Origin of the sequence: Ideonella alba (assembly GCF_018069875.1) — a bacterium.
GTDB lineage: Bacteria > Pseudomonadota > Gammaproteobacteria > Burkholderiales > Burkholderiaceae_C > Ideonella > Ideonella alba.
Genome location: NZ_JAGQDF010000025.1, coordinates 1 through 21904 on the forward strand (window position 1 = coordinate 1; position 21904 = coordinate 21904).

General features: G+C 70.3%; 20 protein-coding genes, 2 tRNA genes and 1 pseudogene. 15 read left to right on the forward strand and 8 right to left on the reverse strand.

Translation table 11 applies throughout. The features are described 5' to 3' along the window. The 3 genes and pseudogenes from KAK07_RS25560 to KAK07_RS24765 all read right to left on the reverse strand — a co-directional run. Positions 1-176: pseudogene (locus tag KAK07_RS25560) on the reverse strand (branched-chain amino acid ABC transporter substrate-binding protein); the annotation flags it as partial. 452 nt (positions 177-628) lie between these two features. Beyond that, positions 629-1069 carry a DNA polymerase III subunit chi gene (locus KAK07_RS24760; protein ID WP_310740773.1) on the reverse strand — a complete coding sequence of 147 codons (441 nt, stop codon included), beginning with the start codon at positions 1067-1069 and terminating at the stop codon, positions 629-631. A gap of 13 nt (positions 1070-1082) precedes the next feature. Beyond that, entirely contained in the window at positions 1083-2543 is a 1461-nt protein-coding gene (locus tag KAK07_RS24765; protein WP_210863616.1) for a leucyl aminopeptidase, read from the reverse strand. A gap of 28 nt (positions 2544-2571) precedes the next feature. On the opposite strand from KAK07_RS24765, the gene lptF reads away from it, so the two are divergent. From lptF to KAK07_RS24790, 5 genes are read left to right on the forward strand one after another with little or no spacing between them, the layout of a single operon-like run. Further along, the gene (gene lptF, locus KAK07_RS24770) at positions 2572-3669 is read left to right on the forward strand and encodes an LPS export ABC transporter permease LptF (RefSeq protein ID WP_210863618.1); all 1098 of its coding nucleotides are present in this window, start codon (positions 2572-2574) and stop codon (positions 3667-3669) included. Then, positions 3666-4772 (forward strand): LPS export ABC transporter permease LptG, encoded by a 1107-nt coding sequence (gene lptG, locus KAK07_RS24775; protein WP_210863619.1) that lies wholly within the window; start codon positions 3666-3668, stop codon positions 4770-4772. The genes lptF and lptG overlap by 4 nt, the downstream gene beginning before the upstream one ends. Positions 4773-4793: 21 nt before the next feature. Further along, positions 4794-5189: a sirohydrochlorin chelatase gene (locus KAK07_RS24780; protein WP_210863621.1), complete on the forward strand. Its 396-nt coding sequence runs from the start codon at positions 4794-4796 to the stop codon at positions 5187-5189. Further along, the gene (locus KAK07_RS24785) at positions 5186-6130 is read left to right on the forward strand and encodes a CysB family HTH-type transcriptional regulator (RefSeq protein ID WP_210863623.1); all 945 of its coding nucleotides are present in this window, start codon (positions 5186-5188) and stop codon (positions 6128-6130) included. Before KAK07_RS24780 ends, KAK07_RS24785 begins: the two co-directional genes overlap by 4 nt. Then, entirely contained in the window at positions 6120-7283 is a 1164-nt protein-coding gene (locus KAK07_RS24790) for a pyridoxal phosphate-dependent aminotransferase (protein ID WP_210863625.1), read from the forward strand. The genes KAK07_RS24785 and KAK07_RS24790 overlap by 11 nt, the downstream gene beginning before the upstream one ends. Positions 7284-7308: 25 nt before the next feature. Here the strand turns inward: KAK07_RS24790 and KAK07_RS24795 are convergent, their stop codons facing one another. Further along, positions 7309-9162: a type IV pilus assembly protein FimV gene (locus KAK07_RS24795; protein WP_210863627.1), complete on the reverse strand. Its 1854-nt coding sequence runs from the start codon at positions 9160-9162 to the stop codon at positions 7309-7311. 139 nt (positions 9163-9301) lie between these two features. On the opposite strand from KAK07_RS24795, the gene KAK07_RS24800 reads away from it, so the two are divergent. From KAK07_RS24800 to KAK07_RS24815, 4 genes are all read left to right on the forward strand, one after another. After that, on the forward strand, positions 9302-10081 hold the full coding sequence (locus KAK07_RS24800) for an oxepin-CoA hydrolase, alternative type (RefSeq protein ID WP_210863629.1): 780 nt from the start codon (positions 9302-9304) through the stop codon (positions 10079-10081). Between the two features lie 73 nt (positions 10082-10154). Then, complete coding sequence (locus KAK07_RS24805; RefSeq protein ID WP_210854254.1) at positions 10155-10859, forward strand: Crp/Fnr family transcriptional regulator; 705 nt, start codon at positions 10155-10157, stop codon at positions 10857-10859. A gap of 46 nt (positions 10860-10905) precedes the next feature. Next, positions 10906-11994 carry a phosphotransferase gene (locus tag KAK07_RS24810; protein ID WP_375141233.1) on the forward strand — a complete coding sequence of 363 codons (1089 nt, stop codon included), beginning with the start codon at positions 10906-10908 and terminating at the stop codon, positions 11992-11994. Between the two features lie 39 nt (positions 11995-12033). After that, positions 12034-13254, forward strand: a complete 1221-nt coding sequence (locus tag KAK07_RS24815; RefSeq protein ID WP_210863631.1) for an acyl-CoA dehydrogenase family protein — start codon at positions 12034-12036, stop codon at positions 13252-13254. A gap of 44 nt (positions 13255-13298) precedes the next feature. Here the strand turns inward: KAK07_RS24815 and KAK07_RS24820 are convergent, their stop codons facing one another. Beyond that, positions 13299-13967 carry a hypothetical protein gene (locus KAK07_RS24820; protein WP_210863633.1) on the reverse strand — a complete coding sequence of 223 codons (669 nt, stop codon included), beginning with the start codon at positions 13965-13967 and terminating at the stop codon, positions 13299-13301. A 42-nt stretch (positions 13968-14009) separates the two neighbouring features. On the opposite strand from KAK07_RS24820, the gene KAK07_RS24825 reads away from it, so the two are divergent. The 3 genes from KAK07_RS24825 to KAK07_RS24835 all read left to right on the forward strand — a co-directional run bounded on the left by KAK07_RS24825 (position 14010) and on the right by KAK07_RS24835 (position 17056). After that, entirely contained in the window at positions 14010-14705 is a 696-nt protein-coding gene (locus tag KAK07_RS24825) for a glutathione S-transferase N-terminal domain-containing protein (protein WP_210863635.1), read from the forward strand. A gap of 27 nt (positions 14706-14732) precedes the next feature. After that, a tRNA-Arg gene (locus KAK07_RS24830) sits at positions 14733-14809 on the forward strand. Between the two features lie 129 nt (positions 14810-14938). Further along, positions 14939-17056: a methyl-accepting chemotaxis protein gene (locus KAK07_RS24835; protein ID WP_210863637.1), complete on the forward strand. Its 2118-nt coding sequence runs from the start codon at positions 14939-14941 to the stop codon at positions 17054-17056. A gap of 25 nt (positions 17057-17081) precedes the next feature. On the opposite strand, the gene KAK07_RS24840 is transcribed toward KAK07_RS24835, so the two are convergent. The 3 genes from KAK07_RS24840 to KAK07_RS24850 all read right to left on the reverse strand — a co-directional run bounded on the left by KAK07_RS24840 (position 17082) and on the right by KAK07_RS24850 (position 19003). After that, positions 17082-17158, reverse strand: a tRNA-Pro gene (locus tag KAK07_RS24840). 36 nt (positions 17159-17194) lie between these two features. Continuing rightward, positions 17195-17695, reverse strand: a complete 501-nt coding sequence (rraA, locus tag KAK07_RS24845) for a ribonuclease E activity regulator RraA (RefSeq protein ID WP_210863639.1) — start codon at positions 17693-17695, stop codon at positions 17195-17197. A 51-nt stretch (positions 17696-17746) separates the two neighbouring features. After that, a complete protein-coding gene (locus tag KAK07_RS24850) occupies positions 17747-19003 on the reverse strand; it encodes an MFS transporter (protein WP_210863641.1) in 1257 nt (418 codons plus the stop codon). An 85-nt stretch (positions 19004-19088) separates the two neighbouring features. Between KAK07_RS24850 and KAK07_RS24855 the strand changes: the two genes are divergently transcribed. From KAK07_RS24855 to nadC, 3 genes are read left to right on the forward strand one after another with little or no spacing between them, the layout of a single operon-like run. Continuing rightward, on the forward strand, positions 19089-19775 hold the full coding sequence (locus KAK07_RS24855) for a hypothetical protein (protein WP_210863643.1): 687 nt from the start codon (positions 19089-19091) through the stop codon (positions 19773-19775). Positions 19776-19832: 57 nt separating this feature from the next. Next, positions 19833-20945, forward strand: a complete 1113-nt coding sequence (gene nadA, locus KAK07_RS24860) for a quinolinate synthase NadA (RefSeq protein WP_210863644.1) — start codon at positions 19833-19835, stop codon at positions 20943-20945. Next, on the forward strand, positions 20945-21820 hold the full coding sequence (gene nadC, locus KAK07_RS24865; RefSeq protein ID WP_210863646.1) for a carboxylating nicotinate-nucleotide diphosphorylase: 876 nt from the start codon (positions 20945-20947) through the stop codon (positions 21818-21820). Before nadA ends, nadC begins: the two co-directional genes overlap by 1 nt. Positions 21821-21904: the final 84 nt, after the last annotated feature.

Consider the following 21904-nt stretch of genomic DNA (forward strand, 5'->3'; position numbering starts at 1 on the left):
TTGGCATTGAGCTCGTCGATCGCCATGCGCGCGCCGTTCTCGTTGTCCTTGCCCAGGTGGGCGATGGCGCCGCTGGTGGGACCGACGTGACCGATCTTCACCACCATGTCCTGGGCATAGACGCTGCCCGCGGCCATCAGGGTGGCGATGGCGATCACATTCAGTTTGGCTTGCATGAGTAGGAACCTCCGGTTCTGGATGGAAGTGGAATGGGTCGGCCGTATCGGCAAGGGGGCCCGCTCGACCGGCGCCGCTGACGATACTCCAAATCGCCTGCGGCGCACGCCGCCCGGCATCAGGGCAAGCACGGGTCGGGCGCCCGCCTCCAACGCGGCCGGGGCCTTCCCGGATGACCGCGGCTTAGGGCCTGTTCACACTACCGGAAGGGTTGCGAAGGCCCGCCAAACCGGGCCAATCTAGACGCAGCGCGCCGCCCGCACTGATGTGCGGGCAAGCGGGGCAACGACGAGTGGCCCGGTTTGGCGGACCTTCCCGAAGGGTTGATACCCAAAAAGGTCGCATGCGGCGTTGCACATCCTCGCCGGGTATCCAACCCGGCTGCGGTGTGCGCCTTGCCTGCGGCCTTTTTGGGTATCAACGCACTCCCTTTCGGTAGTGTGAACAGGCCCTAGTCCGGGCGCGCGCCGTCCTGCGGATGGTGGTGGATCGTCACGCCCAGCGCCTTGTACCGGCGCCAGCGCTGCTGGCCGGCGGCCCGGGCCTGCGCTTCGGTGGCGACGATCTCGGCCACGCGCTCGAAGGCAGACAGCGCGTCCACCTCGTCGAAGCCCAGATTGACGGCGCTGTCGCAGGCCAGGTCGGGCGCCGGCTGGTCCAGCAGCCAGACCGGTGTGAGACCGGCGTCGGCCGGCACCGGGTCACCGGGGCGCAGGCGCAGGTGGGGCAGGAAGTCCAGCGGCGGGTCGCTCCACAAGGCCTGGTCCAGCCGGGCCAGCAGGGCGGCCGGCCCGAACACCGCGGTGCGTCCGCCCTCGCGGTGGCGCTTGCGCACCAGCCGCAGGGCCAGGGCCAGCGGCTCGTCCACCCCGGTGAAGAAGCGAACCTCCACGGCGGACAAGCCCTCAGCGACCAGCGCGCGACAGCAGGAAGTGGGTCAGCAGACCCACCGGCCGGCCGGTCGAGCCCTTGGCCGCACCGCCCTTGTAGGCCACGCCGGCGATGTCCAGATGCGCCCACGGCGTGCTGCCCACGAAGCGGTGCAGGAACTTGGCCGCGGTGATCGAACCGCCCGGGCGACCGCCGACGTTGGCCACGTCGGCAAAGCGGCTCTTCAGCCCCTCGGCGTATTCATCGTCCAGCGGCATGCGCCAGGCCGGGTCCTGGGCGCTGCCCGCGGCCGCCAGCAGCTGCGCCGCCAATTCGTCGTCCGACGCGAACAGGCCGGCGTGGTGGTGGCCCAGGGCGATCACGCAGGCGCCGGTGAGGGTGGCCACGTCGACGATGGCGGCCGGCTTGTAGCGCGCGGCGTAGGTCAGCGCGTCGCACAGGATCAGCCGGCCCTCGGCGTCGGTGTTGAGGATCTCGATGGTCTGGCCGGACAGGCTGGTGACCACGTCGCCCGGCTTGGTGGCCCGACCGCTGGGCATGTTCTCGCAGGTGGGGATCAGCGCCACCACGTTGAGCTTGGGCTTGAGCTCGCCAATGGCGCGCATCGTGCCCAGCACGCTGGCCGCGCCACCCATGTCGAACTTCATCTCGTCCATCTCGGGGGCGGGCTTGAGCGAGATGCCACCGGTGTCAAAGGTGATGCCCTTGCCGACCAGCACCACCGGCGCCGCCTTGGCGGCACCACCGCGGTACTCCATGATGATGAAGCGCGGCGGCTCGTCGGACCCGCGCGAGACCGACAGGAACGAGCCCATGCCGATCTTCTCGATCTCCTTGCGATCCAGGACCTTGACGCTCAGGCCATGTTCGCGGCCGATGCGGCGGGCCTCGTCGCCCAGCCAGGTGGGCGTGCAAGCGTTGCCGGGCCGGTTGGCACACTCGCGTGCCACGCCCACACCGGCGGCCACGGCATGGCCGCGGCGCACGCCCGCCTTGGCCGCCGTCAGCTGCTCGCTGGGCACGCACAGCGCGACCTTGACCGGGGCGCGCAGCGCCTCGGCGCTGGGCTTGGTGTGGCGGTAGACGTAGAAGGTGTGCTCCAGCGACAGGCACAACATCTCGGCGTGGCCGTCGGTCAGCTCGATCCCCAGCGCTGCGACCGCCATCGTCTTCAGGCGACGGGACTTCAGCGCGCCCAGTGCGCCATCGATGGCCTGCCGGAAGGCCTTGACCGAGCCGTCGCGGGCCACGACCAGCAGCACGCGCCGGGCCGAGAAACCCTGGGCGCCATGCAGGTACAGGGACTGGCCACCCTTGGCCTCGAGATCACCGCTCTTGATCGCGGCATGGAACAGCTGTTCGGCGGCGGTACCGCGGGCGTTCACCTTGTGGGCGGCACCCAGCACCAGGACCAGCACATCGGATTCGACGCTGGCAAGGTCGGCGGTACCGACCACGGTGGCTTGCACGTTCATAATTCACCTGAGTGAGGACAAGCAGCTGATGTTATTCGATGCGACCCTGCGCCGCGAACTCTCCAGGGGATTCGGGGCAACCCTGGTGGTGCTGCTGACCATCGTGGTCACGATGTTTCTGATCCGCCTGCTCGGGCTGGCTGCCAATGGCGTGGCCGATCCGGGCGATGTGGCGCTGCTGCTGGCCTACACCGTGCTGGGCCACCTGCCCACCATGATGTCGCTGTCGCTGTTCGTCGCGGTGGTGGTGACGCTGGGCCGCATGTACCGCGACAGCGAGATGGCCATCTGGTTCGCCAGCGGCGTGGGCCTGTCGCGCTTCGTGCGGCCGGTGCTGCGCACCGCCACGCCGGTGCTGCTGGCGGTGGGTGTGGGCGTGCTGCTGGTCTGGCCCTGGAGCAACCAGCGCATCGCCGAGATGCGGGAGCGCTACGAGCACCGTTCCGACATCTCGCGGGTGGCCCCCGGCAGCTTCCAGTCCTCGCGCGATGGCAGCCGCGTGTTCTTCGTCGAGCGCGAGGGCGAGTCGGCCGGCATCGGGCGCAACGTCTTCGTGCTCTCGCGTGATGGCCAGCGCGAGGCGGTCACCACCGCCCGCGCCGGCCGGGTGGAGCAGCAGGGCGAGCTGCGCGAGCTGGTGCTGGATGCCGGCCACCGCAATGAGCGAGATCAGCGCACCGGCGCCCAGACCGTCACCTCCTTCGACAGCTACCGCATGCAGATCGACGCCGCGCGCGCCGCCGCCGCGCAAACGCTGGCGCCCAAGGCCACCAACTCGCTGGCGCTGTGGCAGCAGGGCTCGCGCGTCGCCCAGGGCGAGCTGACCTGGCGCCTGAGCATGCTGTTCGGGGCCTGCAACCTGGCGCTGCTGGGCGTGGGCACGGCCGCCACCAACCCGCGCCGCGCCAGCAACTGGAACCTGCTGTTCGCACTGCTGGCCTTCGTCGTGTACTACAACCTGCTCAACCTCAGCCAGGCCTGGGTCAGCACCGGCCGCGCGTCGATGCCGGTGGCACTGCTGGGGCTGCACGGCCTGGTGCTGTGCCTGGCGCTGGGCCTGATCTGGTGGCGCGACCACGCCACCACCGTCGGCCTGCGCCGCTCGCCACGGGGGGGCACGCCATGAAGACTGTCCGCGCCCTGCTCTACCGCGATGTGGTCTGGTCCATCGTCTTCGTGGCGGTGGCCTTCATGTCGCTGTTCTTCTTCATCGACTTCCTTGAAGAGCTCGAGCGGGTGGCCCGCAAGAGCGGCACCGTCGGCCTGGCAGCGCTGTCGGCACTGTTGTCGCTGCCCTATCGCTTCTATGAACTGGCGCCGATCACCGTGCTGATCGGCACGATCTACGCGATGGCCCGGCTGGCCCAGTCCAGCGAGTTCACCATCCTGCGCACCGGTGGTCTGGGTCCGGGGCGCGCGCTGCGGCTGCTGCTGCGCCTGGGCGCGGTGTTCGCGGTGCTGACCTTCGTGGCCGGCGATTACCTGGCGCCACTGGGCGAGCAGCAGGCGGCGGCGCTGCGGGCGCGCGTGTCCGGCGGTCAGGCGCTGGGACAGGCTGGCGCCTGGCTGAAGGAGCACCGCGAGGTGAACGGCAGCGCCCTGTCGATCTCGATCAACGTCGCCTCGACCGACGCCGATGGCCTGATGCGCCAGGTGCGCATCTTCGAGCACGACGCCCAGGGCCGCCTGCTGCGCCGCGTGCAGGCCGAGAGGGCCCAGGCCCGTGACGGCCACTGGCGCCTGGAGGAGGTGGTCGACACCCACTGGCCGCCCGCCGGCGACCCCGGCAAGCCCCTGGTCGAGCGGCGCGAGCCGCAACTGGACTGGCCCACCACGCTGGACGAGCGGCTGGTCTCGGCCGCGCTGTCGCCGCTGGAAGGCATGACGACGCTGGAGCTGTGGCGCTACAGCCGCCACCTGTCCAACCAGGAACAGACGGCGCAGCGCCACGAGCTGCTGTTCTGGAAGCGGCTGATGTACCCGCTGGCCTGCATCGTCATGGTGATGCTGGCCCTGCCCTTCGCCTACATGCATGCGCGGGCCGGCGGCGTCAGCCTGAAGGTCTTCGGCGGCATCATGCTGGGGGTGGCCTTCGTGCTGTTGAACAATGTGGTGGGCCACCTGGGCCGGCTCAACGACTGGACGCCCTGGCTGGCTGCGGCCGCCCCCAGCCTGCTGTTCCTGACCCTGTCGCTGACCGCCTATGGCTGGCTGGTGCGCTACCGCTGACCCCATCTCCCGGGAGTACCGATGCGTGGATTGATTCTTCTGGCCCATGGCGCCCGCGACCCCGCCTGGTCGCGCCCCTTCGTGGAACTGGCGGCCCGGGTGCGTACCGAGCATCCCGGCCGCGAGGTGCGCAACGCCTACCTCGAGTTCGTGGCGCCCGACATGGTCGAGGCCGGCGCCGAGCTGGCCCGGGCCGGTTGCCATGCGGTCGACATCCTGCCGCTGTTCCTGGGCGCGGGCGGGCATGTGCGCAAGGATGTGCCTGCGCTGCTGCAGCGGCTGCAGGCCGACTGGCCCGCCGTGCACTGGATGCTGCACCCGGCCGTGGGCGAATCACCGCTGATGATCGACGCCATGGCGCGCATCGCCGGCGGCCTGCACGACGCCGCGGCGCTGTCGCGCGAGGAACGCGCTTGAACCTCCAGCAACTGCGCTTCGTCCAGGAGGCGGTGCGGCGCCAGCTCAACCTCACCGAGACCGCCAAGGCCCTGCACACCTCGCAGCCGGGCATCTCGAAGGCCATCCTCGAGCTGGAAGAGGAACTGGGCATCGACATCTTCGCGCGCCACGGCAAGCGCCTGCGCCGGGTCACCGAGCCGGGCCAGCTGGTGCTGCAGTCGATCGAGGTGATCCTGCGCGAGGTGGCGAACCTGCGCCGCATCGGCGACGAGTTCTCGCTGCAGGACAGCGGCCGCCTGTCGATCGCCACCACCCACACCCAGGCGCGCTATGTGCTGCCCGAGCCGGTGGCCCAGTTGCGCCGCCGTTACCCCAAGGTGCAGGTCAGCCTGCACCAGGGCACGCCGGAGCAGGTGGCCCAGATGCTGATGGAGGATGTGGCCGACATCGGCCTGGCCACCGAGTCACTGTCCGAGGTCGACCAGCTCGTCACCCTGCCCTGCTACGAATGGCAGCATGTGCTGGTCTTCCCGGCGCAGCACCCGCTGGCCTCGATCGAGCGGCCGTCGCTGGAACAGCTGGCCGAGCATCCGCTGATCACCTACCAGGCCGCATTCACCGGGCGCCGCCGCATCGACCTGGCCTTCGCCCAGCGCCGGCTGCGACCCAACATCGCGCTGGAGGCGATCGACTCGGACGTGATCAAGACCTACGTGCGCTCGGGCCTGGGCGTGGGCATCGTCGCCGAGATGGCGGTGCAGGGCGACAACGCCAGCCCCGACCTGCGCAGCTGCCCGGCCGGGCACCTGTTCGGCCAGAACACCTCGCGCGTGGCCTTTCGCCGCGGCGCCTACCTGCGCGGCTATGTGCTGGCCTTTGCCGAACTCCTCTCGCCCCGCCTGGCCCGGCCGCTGATCCTGCGCGCCATGCAAGGCCAGGGAGACAGCTATGAACTCTGACGCCCGAACCCCGCTGCCCGTGAGCCGACTGCCGGAGGTCGGCACCACCATCTTCACCGTGATGTCGGCGCTGGCGCAGCAGCACGGCGCGGTCAACCTGGGTCAGGGCTTCCCTGACTTCGCGGGCGACCCGGCGCTGCTGGACCTGGTGACCGAGGCCATGCAGGCCGGACTGAACCAGTACCCGCCGATGACCGGTGTGCCCGCGCTGCGCGAGGCCGTGTCGCGCAAGATCGAGCGCCAGCATGGCCGGCGCTACGACCCCGACACCGAGATCACGATCACCGCCGGCGCCACCCAGGCGCTGCTCACCGCGGTGCTGGCGCTGGTGCACCCGGGCGACGAGGTGATCGTGCTCGACCCCTGCTACGACAGCTACGTGCCCGCGATAACGCTGGCCGGCGCCCGCGCGGTGCGCGTGCCGCTGCGGGCCGACGACTTCGGCCCTGACTTCGACGCCATCGGTGCGGCCCTGAGCCCGCGCACCCGGGCGATCATCATCAACACCCCTCACAACCCCAGTGGCCGCATCTGGCGCGAGGACGAACGCGAGGCCCTGACCCGCCTGCTCGCCCCCACCGAGGTGCTGGTGATCAGCGACGAGGTCTACGAGCACATGGTGTTCGATGACCGGGTCCACGCCAGCGCCAGTGCCAGCCCCGAACTGGCGGCGCGCACGGTGGTGGTGTCGAGCTTCGGCAAGACCTTCCACGTGACCGGCTGGAAGGTGGGCTATGTCGCGGCACCGGTGGTGCTGATGGCCGAATTCCGCAAGGTGCACCAGTTCAACGTCTTCACGGTCAACACGCCGATGCAGCATGCGCTGGCGCGCTACCTGGCCGAGCCGGCCCACTATGAAGGCCTGCCCGACTTCTACCAGCGCAAGCGCGACCTGTTCCGCGCCGGCCTGGCGGCCAGCCGCCTGGTGCTGCTGCCCTGCGAGGGCAGCTATTTCCAGTGCGTGGACTACAGCGCGGTGTCGTCGCTCGACGACGAGGCCTTCTGCCGGTGGCTGACCACCGAGGTGGGGGTGGCCGCGATCCCGCTGTCGCCTTTCTGCGCCACACCGCCGCAGCGGCGCATCGCGCGCTTCTGCTTTGCGAAGCAGGACGCGACGCTGGAACGCGCGCTGGAACGCCTGGCCGCGCTCTGACGGCCCGGGGGCCGGCGCCGAAGGATCAGGCCTTGGGCTCGCCGGGCCGCGGCTCGGTGGGCTGCAACTCGAGGTTGAACGAGGTCAGGTCGTAAGAGTCGTCCCGCCCCTGCACGCCGCCGTCGTTGTGCGGCGCCGGGGCACTGGCCGCGAATGCGGCTTCGTCGCCGATCGGCAGCAGCAGGTCGACGTCGGCCGCGGTCACGCCTTCCTGCTGGTACAGGTCGCGCGCCAGCGAGTACAGCAGCAGCACGTCCTTGTAGGCCGGCAGGTCGAAGAGCTCCTGCAGTTCGTCGTTGCGGAACAGCATGGCCTCGAGCACGGCCATCGCGTTCAGCGGCGACGACCACAGGCCCTGCAGGCGCTGCACCACCTCGGGGTACTCTTCCAGCGTACGGCCATGCTGCGGGCCCTGGTCCCAGTCGGGCGCATAGGCATTGAATCGGCGGTTGAAGCGCGCGCGGATGCGCTCGTACGCGGTGCGATCGCCCTGGCGACGGTAGATCTCGAGCAGCTTGGTGTAGGGCAAGGGGCTCTGGCCGCCGGTGCCGCGCAGGTGCGACATCAGCAGATCGACCGCGGCATCCTCCTGCCCCAGGGCGATGAAGAAGTCGGCCTGCTGTTCCAGGTCCAGCAGTTCCTCGACCGAGACCTCGCGCGCCGGCGACTGACCATCGACGATCGAGGACTGGGCGTCGGCCATCATCGGCGCCGTGAACGGCTGGGTGCGCTCATAGGCGGCGGGGGCGGATGCCGGCCCGTCGAAGTCGACAACGACCCGTGCGCCGGTGTGCTCGCCCTCGTCCGGTTCGGCCTGTGGCGCGGGCGCCGCGGCCACGCTGGGCGCCGCCCCGTCGCCCCACCACGGGGTGTCGGACTTGTTGCTCTCCGGCAGCAGGGACGCGCCGGCATCGGCACGCTCGGTGGTGGACTGGCCCCGCTGGCGCCACAGCAGCCAGCCAACCAGACCTCCGGCCAGGACCAGCAGGCCCACCAGCCAGGGCACCAGGCGGCTGCGGCCTTCGGATTCGGCCAGGCGCGCTTTCAGGCCGGTCTCGGTGCGCCGGTAGGCGTTGGCCTCCTGCTTCAGGTCGGCCAGGGTCTTCTCAAGCAGGCGCAGGCGCTCGGACTCGCTGTCCAGGGCCTCACCCGCGCCGGACGCCGCCGAAGCGCTGCCCGCCGGCATGAAGACCGGGTCCTCGATGTCCATGCGCAAACGCGGTCCGCTGCCCACATCCAGCAGCAGCCGCGCCACCTGGCGCTCGCCCGCTTCGGCATTGGCGCGTGGCGCCGCCGCTGGGGTGGGCGCCACCTTGGGCGCCGCCTTCAGGCTGGACCGGGGCGCCTCGGCACGCGGGGCTGTTGATGCTGCACGCTCACGCCGCACCACGGCGTCGGGGCTGCGCACCGGCCGCGAGCGCGGCGCCAGCAGGTCAGCGTCCGCCGACCGCGGCCGCTCGCTCAGGCCGGCCGAGGGCAGCGCCGGCGAGGACAGCGCCATCAGCGGGGGATCGAGCAAGGCGGTGAAGCGACGCATGAAGCGGCGCTCGCAGCCGGCACTGACCGCGACCTCGACCACCGGCTCCAGCAAGGGCACGGTGGTGGTGATGCGGGCGTTCCACTCCGCTGGATTGGCCGTGGGCGTGACGCTCACACGCACCTGGCTGGACACCAGGAGGCTGTCGCCCGCGGTGACTTCCGCGTGAATGCACTCGGCGTAGAGTTGTTCACCCTGGTCCAGCCGGATCGGCACCAGCAGCGACAGCGGCTGCCCCAGTACGCCGGAAGGCGTGACCCGCCCGAATCCGACCGCGTGGGCACCAAGAGGCGCCACCGAGGCCGCCAGTGCGATGACAAGCGTCGCGCGGGGGAGAGCCATGCCGTGTGTGGGGATCGCTGTAAGGGATTGTTCGGGGCACTCTAACACGAGTGGCTCTCAATCCGCGCCCCAAGCGTGGGGGTGTGGCACCGATGCAAGAATGCCGTGTCTCTTGCCTGCGGCACCGCCCTCACCCACCATGACCGCCACCGTGCTCACGCAGCGGGTCGACCGCTGCAGCGTCATCACGCTCAGCGACCCTGGCAGCCGCAACGCGCTGTCGCCCACGCTCTACGCGGCGCTGGTCGAAGCCCTGGACACCGCCGCCGCCGACCCGGAGGTGCGCAGCGTGGTGCTGACCGGTGCGGGCGGCCATTTCTGCGCCGGCGGCCACCTGCAGCGGCTGGAGCGCGCGCGCCAGGGCACCCGGACGCAGCAGGCCGAGGCCATCGATGCGCTGCACGGACTGATCGACACCCTGCGCGCCCTGCCCAAGCCGGTGATCGCTGCGGTCGAAGGGGCGGCAGCGGGGGCGGGGTTCTCCCTGGCCCTGGCCTGCGACCTGATGGTGGCAGCCCGGGACGCGCGCTTTCTGCTGGCCTATGGCCGGGTCGGCCTGACCCCGGACGGCGGCGCCACCTGGTTCCTCGGCCGCAGCGTGCCGGCCCAGCTGGTGCGTGAATGGGTCTGGCTGGCCGAGCCCATCGCCGCCGAGCGCCTGCAGCAGCACGGGCTGATCAACCGGGTCTGCGCACCGGGATCGGCATTGAGCGACGCACTGGCATTGGCCGCGCAGCTCGCCCGCATGGCCCCCAATGCCCTGGCAGGCGCGAAGGCCCTGCTGGCCGCGGCGCCGGAGAATGGGCTGAGCGCGCACCTTGCGGCTGAACGCGAAGCCTTTCTGGACCAGTTGTTCCATGACAATGCAGGTGAAGGCATCGCGGCCTTCCTGCAACGCCGCGCTGCCGCATTCAAGTAGGCGACGGCTGCCCGCCGCCCCGCGTTTTCACTGATCCATTGCGCGACCTGGTTTGTCGCGCCCGGGACAAGCCATGAACACCCCCGTTCTTACAATCGACGAGCGTCATAACATCGAAGCAGGTGCATGGTTCTCGTCCCTCTCGCACGCGCTGCGCTCGGCCATCCTGGCCCGTGCCCACGTGCGTCGCTTGAACGACGGCGCCATGCTGGCGGCACGCGGCACACCGGCCGAGGACTGGATCGGCGTGGCCAAGGGCGCGGTGCGGGTGAGCTCAGTGTCCCTGTCAGGCAAGCAGGTCACGCTGACCTATGCCGAGCCGGGCACCTGGATCGGCGATGCCGCTCTGTTCGACGGCCTGCCGCGCACCCACGACGCCTCGGCCCATGGACCGACCACGCTGCTGATCGTGCGCAAGCCCGACTTCAAGGAGCTGCTGTCGCAGCATGTGGAGCTGTACGACGCCTTGCTGCGCCTGAACTGCCGGCGCCTGCGCCTGATGTTCAACCTGATCGAGGACCTCAACACCCGCCCGCTGGCCGCGCGCCTGGCCAAGCAGCTGCTGATCCTGGCCAAGAGCTACGGCATCTCGCAGGGCGAGGAAATCCGCATCGGCCTGCAGCTGGCACAGGAAGACCTGGCCCAGTTGCTGGGCGCCTCGCGCCAGCGCGTCAACCAGGAGCTCAAGGAGCTCGAGCGCGAAGGTGCGCTGCGTGTGGAGCCCACGCGCCTGGTGGTGCTCTCGCGCGACAAGCTGCTGGCTGCCGCCGACCGCTGAACCACCCGGGGCTGCGTCGCCGCCTCCCCGGCGGAGACTGACCCCGATGGACCACTTCACTGGCACCCGCCCGGTGGCCGAGCGCCACCGCTTCGACACCGACGCCCTGGCGCGACACCTGCAGACCCATCTGCAGGGCTTCGAGGGTCCGCTCAGCGTGGAGCAGTTCAAGGGCGGGCAGTCCAATCCCACCTACTTGCTGGTCACGCCGCAGCGGCGCTACGTGATGCGCTCCAAGCCCGGTCCGGTGGCCAAGCTGCTGCCGTCCGCGCACGCCATCGAGCGCGAGTTCCGCGTGATGAGCGCACTGGCCGACACCCCCGTGCCGGTGGCCCGCATGCACCTGCTGTGCGAGGACGAATCCATCATCGGCCGCGCCTTCTACGTGATGGAGTACGTCCAGGGCCGCGTGCTGTGGGACCAGACGCTGCCAGGCATGACCCCTGCTCAGCGCGGCCCCATCTATGGCGAGATGAATCGCGTGATCGCCGCGCTGCACACGGTGGACGTAGCCGCGGTGGGTCTGGCCGACTATGGCAAGCCCGGCAACTACTTCGAGCGCCAGATCGGCCGCTGGAGCAAGCAGTACCTGGCCTCGGTGACCGGACCGAACCCGGCCATGGACCGCCTGCTCGAGTGGCTGCCGGCCCACATCCCGGCCGGCGCCCGCGACGAGCGCGAGATCGCCATCGTCCATGGCGACTACCGCCTCGACAACCTGATCTTCCACCCCGATGAGCCACGCGTGATCGCGGTGCTCGACTGGGAGCTGTCCACCATCGGTCATCCGCTGGCCGACTTCAGCTACCACTGCATGGCCTGGCACATTCCGCCGGGCACCTTCCGCGGCATCGGCGACGTCGACCATGCATCGCTGGGCATCCCGCTGGAGGCCGACTATGTCCGCCGCTACTGCGAACGCACCGGTCGCAGCGATCCGCAGGCGCTGATGGCCGACTGGGACTTCTACCTCGCCTACAACCTGTTCCGCATCGCCGCGATCGCCCAGGGCATTGCCAAGCGGCACCAGGACGGCACCGCCTCCAGCGCCCAGGCCCAGGCCTACGGCGACGCCGCACCAGCCCTGGCCGATCTGGCCTGGGGCTTTGCCCAACGCGCCGACGGCGGCCGCTGACCCCCTTCCCACCCCGCTTTCCGTCCCACAGGAGACACCATGGACTTCGGCTACTCGCCGCGCACGCAGCAACTCCGCGAGGCCGTGTCGGCCTTCATGGACGAGCACGTCTTCCCCAATGAAGCCCGCTACTGGGAAGAGTTGCAGGCCAACACCCTGGCCGGCAAACGCTGGACCCCGCTGCCGGTGATCGAGGAGCTGAAGGTCAAGGCCCGCGCCGCCGGCCTGTGGAACCTGTTCCTGCCCGAGAGCGATCTGGGCGCCGGCCTGACCAACCAGGAGTACGCACCGCTGGCCGAGCTGATGGGCCGCGTGCTGTGGTCCAGCGAGGTCTTCAACTGCTCGGCGCCGGACACCGGCAACATGGAAGTGCTGGTGCGCTACGGCAGCGCCGAGCACAAGGAGCGCTGGCTCAAGCCGCTGCTGGCGGGCGAGATCCGCTCGGGCTTTGCGATGACCGAGCCGGCGGTGGCCTCCAGCGATGCCACCAACATCGAGGCCCGCATCGAGCGCGACGGCGACGAGTACGTGATCAACGGCCGCAAGTGGTGGACCAGTGGTGCCGGCGACCCGCGCTGCAAGGTGCTGATCTTCATGGGCAAGACCGACCCCGAGGCGCCGCGCCACTCGCAGCAGTCGATGATCCTGGTGCCGATGGATGCGCCCGGTGTCACGCCGATCCGCCCGCTGACCGTGATGGGCTACGACGACGCCCCGCACGGCCACATGGAGATCGACTTCAAGAACGTGCGCGTGCCGGCCAGCAACATCCTGCTGGGCGAGGGCCGCGGCTTCGAGATCGCCCAGGGTCGCCTGGGCCCGGGCCGGATCCACCACTGCATGCGCCTGATCGGCCTGGCCGAGCGCGCGCTGGGCCTGATGTGCCAGCGCTCGCTGCAGCGCGTGGCCTTCGGCAAGCCGATCGCCCAGCAGACGGTCACCCAGGAGCGCATCGCCGAGGCCCGCTGCATGATCGAGCAGGCCCGGCTGCTGACGCTCAAGGCCGCGTGGATGATGGACGTGGCGGGCAACAAGACCGCCAAGGCCGAGATCGCGATGATCAAGGTGGTGGCGCCGAACATGGCCTGCCAGGTCATCGACTGGGCGATGCAGGCGCACGGCGGCGCCGGCATGTGCCAGGACTTCCCGCTGGCGTTCTACTACGCCCAGGCCCGCACGCTGCGCTTTGCCGACGGTCCGGACGAAGTGCACCGCAACGCGATCGCCAAGATCGAACTGGGCAAGCACGCGGCCCGCTGAGGTCGCCCGGCCCGCGCCCGCGGGTCACGGCGGGGGATGGCGGATCAGGGCGGGTCGCCAGCCGGTGGCCCATCGGCAAAGCTGTCCAGGCAGCGCCGGGCGCCGTCCAGCGCCTGCTCGAACAGGGCCACCAGTTCGGCCAGCACCACCGGCTCGGCCTGGGCCAGTCCGGCGCGCAGCGTCAGCACCGACTGCTGCAGCGTGACCACCAGCGGCATGGTCGCGTCGCGCTGCATCGCCTGCGCCAGGAGCTCACCGGTGGGGCCGGACAGCCAGGCTCTCAGGAACACATCAACATTGCCGGCCGCGCCGAGCGCGTCCCGCAAGGGTCCCAGCTCGGCACTGCCCAGGCGGGTGGACACCGCCAGCCAGCGCACTTCCTCCGGCAGGGCTTCGTCCAGGTGGGTGCGCACCGAGCCGGTGAAGGACTGGTACAGCTCGGCCTCCAGCGCCGCCTGCAGTGCGCGCGGCAGCACCACCGCATGGGCCTCGGGCTCGATATCCAGGGTCGCGCGCAGCCGCATCTCCTGCGGCCCCAGGTAGGCCCGGTGTGACGGTCCCCACTCCAGCCGCCAGTCGGCCGACTCGATGACGAAGCCGTCCTGCGTGCGCGCCGGCTTGAACTGCCAGCCGCGCAGCTGCGCCCAGGCCTCCAGTGCCGCCAGATCGGTCGGGCCCGAAGCCGGGCGCTTTCGCTTGATCCAGTCGAACATCACTGGGTTAGAGTGCCGGGGACACTGCCAAGGAGCACGGAGATGATCGAAGTGTATTCGTGGGCCACGCCCAACGGTCACAAGGTGCACATCATGCTCGAGGAATGCGGCCTGCCCTATCGCGTGCATGCGGTGGACATCGGCGCCGGCGAGCAGTTCGATCCCGCCTTCCTGGCCATCAGTCCGAACAACAAGATCCCGGCCATCGTCGACCCGGACGGTCCCGACGGCGAGCCGATCTCGCTGTTCGAGTCCGGCGCGATCCTGCTGTACCTGGCCGGCAAGACCGGCCGCCTCCTGCCGGCCAGCACGCGCGGCAAGTACGAGGTGCTGCAATGGCTGATGTTCCAGATGGGCGGCGTCGGGCCGATGCTGGGGCAGGCGCACCACTTCCGCATCTACGCCCCCGAGAAGATCGGCTATGCGGTCGATCGCTACACCAACGAGGCGCGGCGGCTCTACAAGGTCATGAATGCCCGGCTGGCGCGTTCCACCTACCTGGGCGGCCCCGACTACAGCATTGCCGACATCGCGGTCTACCCCTGGCTGCGCTCCTGGAAGAACCAGGGCATCGACTGGGCCGACTACCCGCACCTGAAAGGCTGGTTCGACGAGATCGGCAAGCGGCCCGCAGTGCAGCGGGGCTGCGAGGTCCTGGCCGACCGCCGCAAGCCGATCACCAATGACGAGCGCGCCCGCGAGGTGCTGTTTGGCGATCGTCAGCGCGAGCAGCGGTGAGGGGCGCCACTAGAATCCTCGCCGTCACTGCCCGTAGCTCAACTGGATAGAGCAGCTGCCTTCTAAGCAGCAGGTCGGGGGTTCGAGTCCCTCCGGGCAGGCCAGCCCCCTTGAAATGCGGCAACTGGACCGCCGCAGCCCCGCTGCTCCGGCGATCCCGTCGGCGCCGCCAGCGTCAGACTCGCCGGTCACAGGGCCGCACGGTGCGGCCGCGTGCCCGCGAGGACTCCAAGGTGCAACAGGCTGCCCGGCTGACGATCGATCCCACCCCTTCCGCAGCGGTGCTGCCCATGCCGACCGGTCTGCTGGCCCTGGGCGGCCGGCTGTTCCAGCCCCTGGGCTTCAAGCTGCGCGCCCTGCTGGTGGCACTGCTGATCCTGGTGCCGCTGCTGGGTCTGCTGGCCTGGCAGGCCCGCAGCGAATACCTGCTGGACCTGGCCGGCCGCGAAACGGCGCTGGCCGACCATGTGCGCGCCGCCCGCGGCGTGCTGGACTGGGCCCACGCACAGGAGAAGGCCGGCACGCTCAGCCGCGTCCAGGCGCAGGCCCTAGCGCGGCAACTGGTGGCCGGCATGCGCTACGGCGACAACGACTACTTCTGGATCAACGACATGGACGCGGTGATGGTGATGCACCCCACCAAGCCCGAGCTCGATGGCAAGGACATGTCGACCTTCAAGGACCCGAACGGCCTGGCCGTGTTCGTCCGCTTTGTCGAGGTGGTGCGGCAACGGCAGGCCGGTCTGGTGGCCTACCAGTGGCCCAAACCCGGCGCCGCCGAGCCGCAGGACAAGCTGTCGTATGTGGCTGGCTTCCAGCCCTGGGGCTGGGTGATCGGCACCGGGGTCTATGTCGACGACGTGCTGAACGCCGCGCGGCTGCGCTGGCGGCGCATGGCCTGGATCGTCGGGGGCGTGCTGCTGCTGGCGCTCGGGGCCTTCGGCAGCTTCTACGTGGCCACCGCGGGCGGCCTGCAGGCCGCCGTCGCGGCGGCGCAGGCGGTGGGTGCCGGTCGCCTGGACCAGGCGATCCCGGTCCTCGCCGGGACCAGCGAAGAGGCCCGGCTGCTGCAGGCCTTGCGCCAGATGCAGGGGGACCTGCGCGACCGCCTCACCCGCGAGTCCGCCATCGCTGCCGACAACCTGCGTGTTCGCCAGGCGCTGGACAGCAGTGCCACCGCCTCCCTGATCGCCGATGCCGCCCACCAGGTGGTCTACGCCAATCAGGCGATGCGCGCGCTGGCCACCCGCCATGCCACGGCCTGCGCCAGCCATGCACCCACGCTGGCCACCTTGGCCCAGGGCCAGGGTGATCTGGCCACGCTGCAGGGCCCGCTGCTGGGCGGCAGCCGGCTGGACGACCTGGCGCGCGCCAGCGACCGCCTGCTGGACTGGGGCCCGGCACAGCTGCTGGCCAAGACCAGCCCGATCATCGATGCCGCCGGACGGCGCTGCGGCACCGTGGTGGAGTGGCTGGACCGCAGTGACGAGGTGCGCGCCGAGCGTCGCCTGACCGAGGTGGTCGAAGCGGCGGCGGCCGGTGACATCAGTGTGCGTCTGGACACCGCCTCCGGAGCCGGCTTCACGGCCACGCTCTCAGGCCTGTTCAATCGCCTGCTCGACACCCTCTCGGGCACGATCTCCGAGGTGATCGACGCCTCCGAGCAGTTGCAGCAATCGTCGATGCAGGTGGCCTCCACCGCCCAGTCGCTGGCCCAGACGGCCGCCGAGCAGGCGGCCAGCCTGGAGCAGACCACGGCCTCGCTGCAGGACATGACGCAGTCGATCCGCGGCAATTCCGACCGCGCCGGCACGGCCGAGGAGGTGGCCTCGCGCGCCGCCCAGGACGCCTCGATCGGTGGCGATGCCGCCGCGCGCACCGCGCAGGCGATGCGCGTGATCGCCGGCAAGGTGGCCATCATCGACGACATCGCCTACCAGACCAACCTGCTGGCGCTGAACGCGGCCATCGAAGCCGCCCGCGCGGGCGAGTTGGGCAAGGGCTTTGCCGTCGTGGCCGCCGAAGTGCGCAAGCTGGCCGAGCGCAGCCAGTCCTCGGCGCAGGAAATCGGTCAAATGGCCAAGGCATCGGTCGACACGGCCGAGCAGGCCGGCGCGCTGCTGCAGCAGATGCAGCCGACGATCGGCGCCACCACCGAGCAGGTGCATGCGATTGCCCAGGCCAGCGCCGACCAGGCCCAGGCCGTGGCGCAGATCACCGGCACGATGGACCACCTCAACCAGGTGACCCAGCACAACGCCGCAGCCGCCGAGGAACTCTCGGCCACCTCGGAGCAGATGCTCTCGCAGGCCGAGGCGCTGCAGGCCCTGATGGCCCGCTTCACGGTCTGAGACGTCAGGCACCCGCGTGGCGGGTTGGTCGGGGCGAGAGGATTCGAACCTCCGACCCTCTGCTCCCAAAGCAGATGCGCTACCAGACTGCGCTACGCCCCGACGAAGCTGCGCATTGTAGCCGTGCAGCCGCGCGTTTCAGGGGCGTGCAGGCAGCACCACGATGCCGTCCTCGTCGGCCACCAGGTATTCACCGGGCCGGATCAGCAGGCCGTCGATCTGCACCGGCACATCGCGCAGGCCCTGGTCCTTGCGATCGGTCGGCATTGGCGTCAACGCCAGCGCCGCCACCCCCACCGGGGCAGCCGCCAGTTCGGCCTTGTCGCGCACCGCGCCCCAGACCACCACACCCGCCCAGCCGTTCTTCGCTGCTGCCTCGGCCAGCAGGCCGCCCACCATCGAGCGGCGCACCGTGCCGCCGGCGTCGACCAGCAGCACCCGACCCTCGCCGGGCGTGTTCACCGCTTCCTTGACGCGGGAGTTGTCGTCCAGGCACTGCACGGTGCTGACCAGGCCGGCGAAGCGCGTCTGCCCGCCATAGTGGTGGAAGACGGGCGGCAGCACACGCAGCGCGCCGCTGCTGTCGGACTTGTGCGCATCGCACAGGTCGCAGGTCGAGGGGATGGCGTCGGCATTCATGGGCGCCGATTCTGCCGCGCCTGGCCGACGCCAGGCTGTCATCCCGGCCGCTCAGGTGGCCAGTGCAGCGCGCCGGCGCGCCACGCCTGCACCCACCAGCCAGGCCGAGCCCACGCCGCACAGCAGCGCCAGACCCGCCCCCCAGAACACGGCCGAGGGATGCTGGTGGTCCATCAGCGCGCCAAATGCCGGCGCCGCCAGCGCGAAGCCGATGTCCAGGCCGGAGTACACCGTGCCATAGACCCGTCCGGTGGCGCCGGGAGGCGCCGCACGCTTGATCAGCATGTCGCGCGAGGGCCCCGCCAGGCCCGTGCCCAGGCCCGCCGAGGCGGCCACCACCATGGCCAGCGGCCCCGGCAGCAGTCCGGTGGCCACCAGGCACAGCACGCCGGCCGAAGCCATCAGGCACAGCGCGATCAGGCGTTCCAGCCGCTCGGCCTTGCCCACCAGGAAGCCGCCCATCACCATGCCCGCCGCCCCGAAGAGCATGAAGCCGGTGACGATGAACGAGGTCAGCTCCAGCGACAGGCCGTAGAGCTGCTGCAGCGCCGGGCTGGCGAAGCTCTGGATCGCGCTGAGTGCGCAGGTGGTCCAGAAGAAGAAGCTGAAGCACAACCAGACCGAGGGCAGTCGCAGGAAGGCCAGCGGATGCTCGCCCGGCACCGCCGCCGCCGCCTGCTTGCTGGCCGAGGCCAGGCCCGCGGCGCGGTCGTCGATGGCGGCGCGCTGCCACCACAGCACCGCCAGCACCAGCAGCGCCCAGACGCTGGCGCCGGCCGTGGCCACCCGCCACGAACCGCTCAGCGCCGTCAGACCGGTCAGGAACACCGGCGCCGCCGCCCAGCCCAGGTTGCCGGTGATGCCATGCACCGAGAAGGCATGGCCCAGGTTCCTGGGCGACACCCGCTTGTTCAGGATGGTGAAGTCGGCCGGATGGAAGGGCGCGTTGCCCAGACCCGCCAGCATCGCCGCCAGCATCAGGCCTGCGTAACCGGGCGCCAGCGCGGCAGCCACACCGGCGGAGGCAAAGCACAGCATCGCCAGCATCAGCACCGGCCGGGCACCGAAGCGGTCGACCACGAAGCCGGCCAGCGCCTGGCCCACGCCCGAGATGACAAAGAAGGTGGAGACCAGCAGGCCCAGCTCGGCATAGCTCAGGCCGAAGTCCCGGATGAACAGCGGGAACAGCGGCGGCAGCAACAGATGAAAGAAGTGTGAGGTTCCGTGAGCCAGCCCCACCAGGCCGATGGTGGTGGCGTCGTCGCGCAGCCGGGCCGGGGCAGCGGCAGTCGTGGAGGTGTCGGACATCGTGCGGGCATCTTAGCGATCCGCACCGGCACACGGTGACACAACCGGAGACAGCCGAGCGCGACAGGGGGCCTATCGTCCGGGCATGTCCACGCCATACCTTGCCGAACGAACCGAACGTCCGCCGCTGTCGCTGCGCATCGTGCCCGACCTGCCGGTGCGCCATGCCGGCACCCTGGAGCTGGTGGACAGCGAATTCATGGCCACCGCCCTGGATTCGCGCTGGCAGTCCGCCGGCCCGCTGCCCGACGATCGCCAGGACCTGCTGCTGCTGGACCCTGCGCTGCGCTGGGCGCCTTCCATCATGCAGGCGCTGGCGGAAACCACCGGCGCACCGCTGGCCCGGGTGCGTGTGCTGTCGCCGGTGGCGCTGCGCGAGGTGGCCGTCATCGACGAGATCCGCCTGCCGCGCGAGGACGGCCTGCCCTGCATCGTGCGCCACCTGCATGCCCGGCGGCTGGACCCCGACAGGCACTCGCCGGCCATGACCCGGGTCTGGCGCCGCACCCGATTGGCGGTGATGCTGGCCGACGCGCAGCAGGACGCCGATGCCACGCGCTGGCTGCTGATGGTGGCGGCGCAGGTGCGTCGCCTGGGTGACGAGGGCCCGCCGTGGACCATTCTGGGGCCGTCGTCGGTGCGCGAGGTGGCCAGCCACCTGGCCGACAGTCCCCAATGGATGCAACGGCTGCGCTTCGAACCACCCCCGGCCCGGCACAGCGTGTCCGAAGCCTGGAATGCGGTGTTCAAGGCCTGGCAGCAGACGCGCTAGCGGTACCATTGAGGGCTGTTTCCGCCGGGCGGCGCGCGGTGCGCCGCCGAAGCCGCCATGCCCGAAACCAGCTACGAATACACCCGCCAGGATGCCCAGGGCCAGAGCTGCACGCTCAACGCCTGGGCCAAGGTGCCTGCCCCCCTGACCCCCAGCCAGCGCGACGCGCTGAAGGCCCGCGCCCGCGATCTGCTGAAGGCGAAGAACGCCGTGCTGGTGGCCCACTACTACGTCGAGGGCGAGCTGCAGGACCTGGCCCTGGAGACCGGCGGTATCGTCGCCGACTCGCTGGAGATGGCCCGCTTCGGCCGCGACCATGCCAGCCAGACCCTGGTGGTGGCCGGCGTGCGCTTCATGGGCGAGAGCGCCAAGATCCTGTCACCCGGCAAGACGGTGCTGATGCCCGACCTGGAGGCCACCTGCTCGCTCGACCTGGGCTGCCCGGCCGACGACTTCGCCGCCTTCTGCGATGCCCACCCCGACCGCACCGTGGTGGTCTACGCCAACACCAGCGCCGCGGTGAAGGCCCGCGCCGACTGGATGGTGACCAGCTCCTGCGCCCTGGGCATCGTCAACCACCTGAAGGACCAGGGTCAGAAGATCCTGTGGGCACCCGACCGCCACCTGGGCCGCTACATCCAGCGCGAGACCGGCGCCGACATGCTGCTCTGGCAGGGCGACTGCATCGTCCACAACGAGTTCAAGGGCGTGGAGCTGCAGCTGCTGAAGGCCCAGCACCCGAATGCGATGGTGCTGGTGCACCCCGAGTCGCCCGAGAGCGTGGTGGCGCTGGCCGATGTGGTGGGATCCACCTCGCAGATGCTGAGCGCCGTGATCAACGGCAGCGCGCAGGAGTACATCGTCGCCACCGACAACCTGATCATGCACCGCATGCGCCAGCTGGCCCCGGGCAAGACCCTGATCGAAGCCCCCACCGCCGGCAACAGCGCCACCTGCAAGAGCTGCGCGCACTGCCCCTGGATGGCCATGAATGGCCTGCAGGGGGTGGTCGACTGCCTGGAGAGCGGCAGCGGCGAGATCCACGTCGATCCCGTGATCGGCCAGAAGGCCCACGGCTGCATCGACCGCATGCTGGCCTACGTGGCCGCCCATCCTTCGGCGCTGGCGCCCAAGGTCCAGGGCATGGTCAAGGGCATCGGAGCCGCCTGATGCACTTCGACCACAACGAAACCCTGGAAGAGGCCCGGGCGCGCAACGTGCGCGATGCGCTGTTCGAGGACATCGGCCGCTGCGACTGGACCGGCCAGCTGGTGCCCGCCGGCCGGCGCGTGCGCGCCCGCGTGACGGTCCGCGAGGAGGCTGTCCTCTGCGGCCGCGACTGGTTCGATGCCTGCGTCACCACGCTGGACCCGCAGGCCCGCGTGCAGTGGCACTACGCCGAAGGCGCCCGCATGGCCGCCGCCACACCGGTGTGCGAGATCGAGTCCGACGCCCGCGCCCTGCTGTCGGCCGAACGCCCGGCGCTGAACTTTCTGCAGCTGCTGTCCGGCACCGCCACGATCACCCGTCGCCACGCCGACGCCATCGAGGGCGCCAGCCCCAACCCGCGCGGCTGCGTGGTGCTGGACACCCGCAAGACCCTGCCCGGCCTGCGCCAGGCCCAGAAGTACGCGGTGCGCGTGGGTGGCGGCGCCAACCAGCGCCTGGCGCTGTGGCACGGCATCCTGATCAAGGAAAACCACATCGCCGCGGCCGGCGGCATCCCGCAGGTGCTGGCCCAGGCCCGGGCTTTGAACGCCGGCGTCGAGGTGCAGATCGAGGTGGAGAGCCTGGAGCAGCTGCAGCTCGCGCTGGCGCACGGCGCCACCAGCGTGCTGCTGGACAACTTCAGCACTGCCCAGATGCGCGAGGCGGTCGCCCTCACCCAGGGCCGCGCCTTGCTGGAGGCCTCCGGCGGCATCACGTTGGAAGGCCTGCGCGAGATTGCCACCACCGGCGTCGACCGCATCTCGATCGGCAAGCTCACCAAGGACGTGGTGGCCACCGACTACTCGATGCGCGTGCTGGATTCCTTGGCGGACTGACTCCTGACTGCCCACAGCGGCCGTAGGCCGCGATGGGCCATGCCTGCTGCAGTACGCCAACGGTGGATTCAGCCAAGGCCTGAG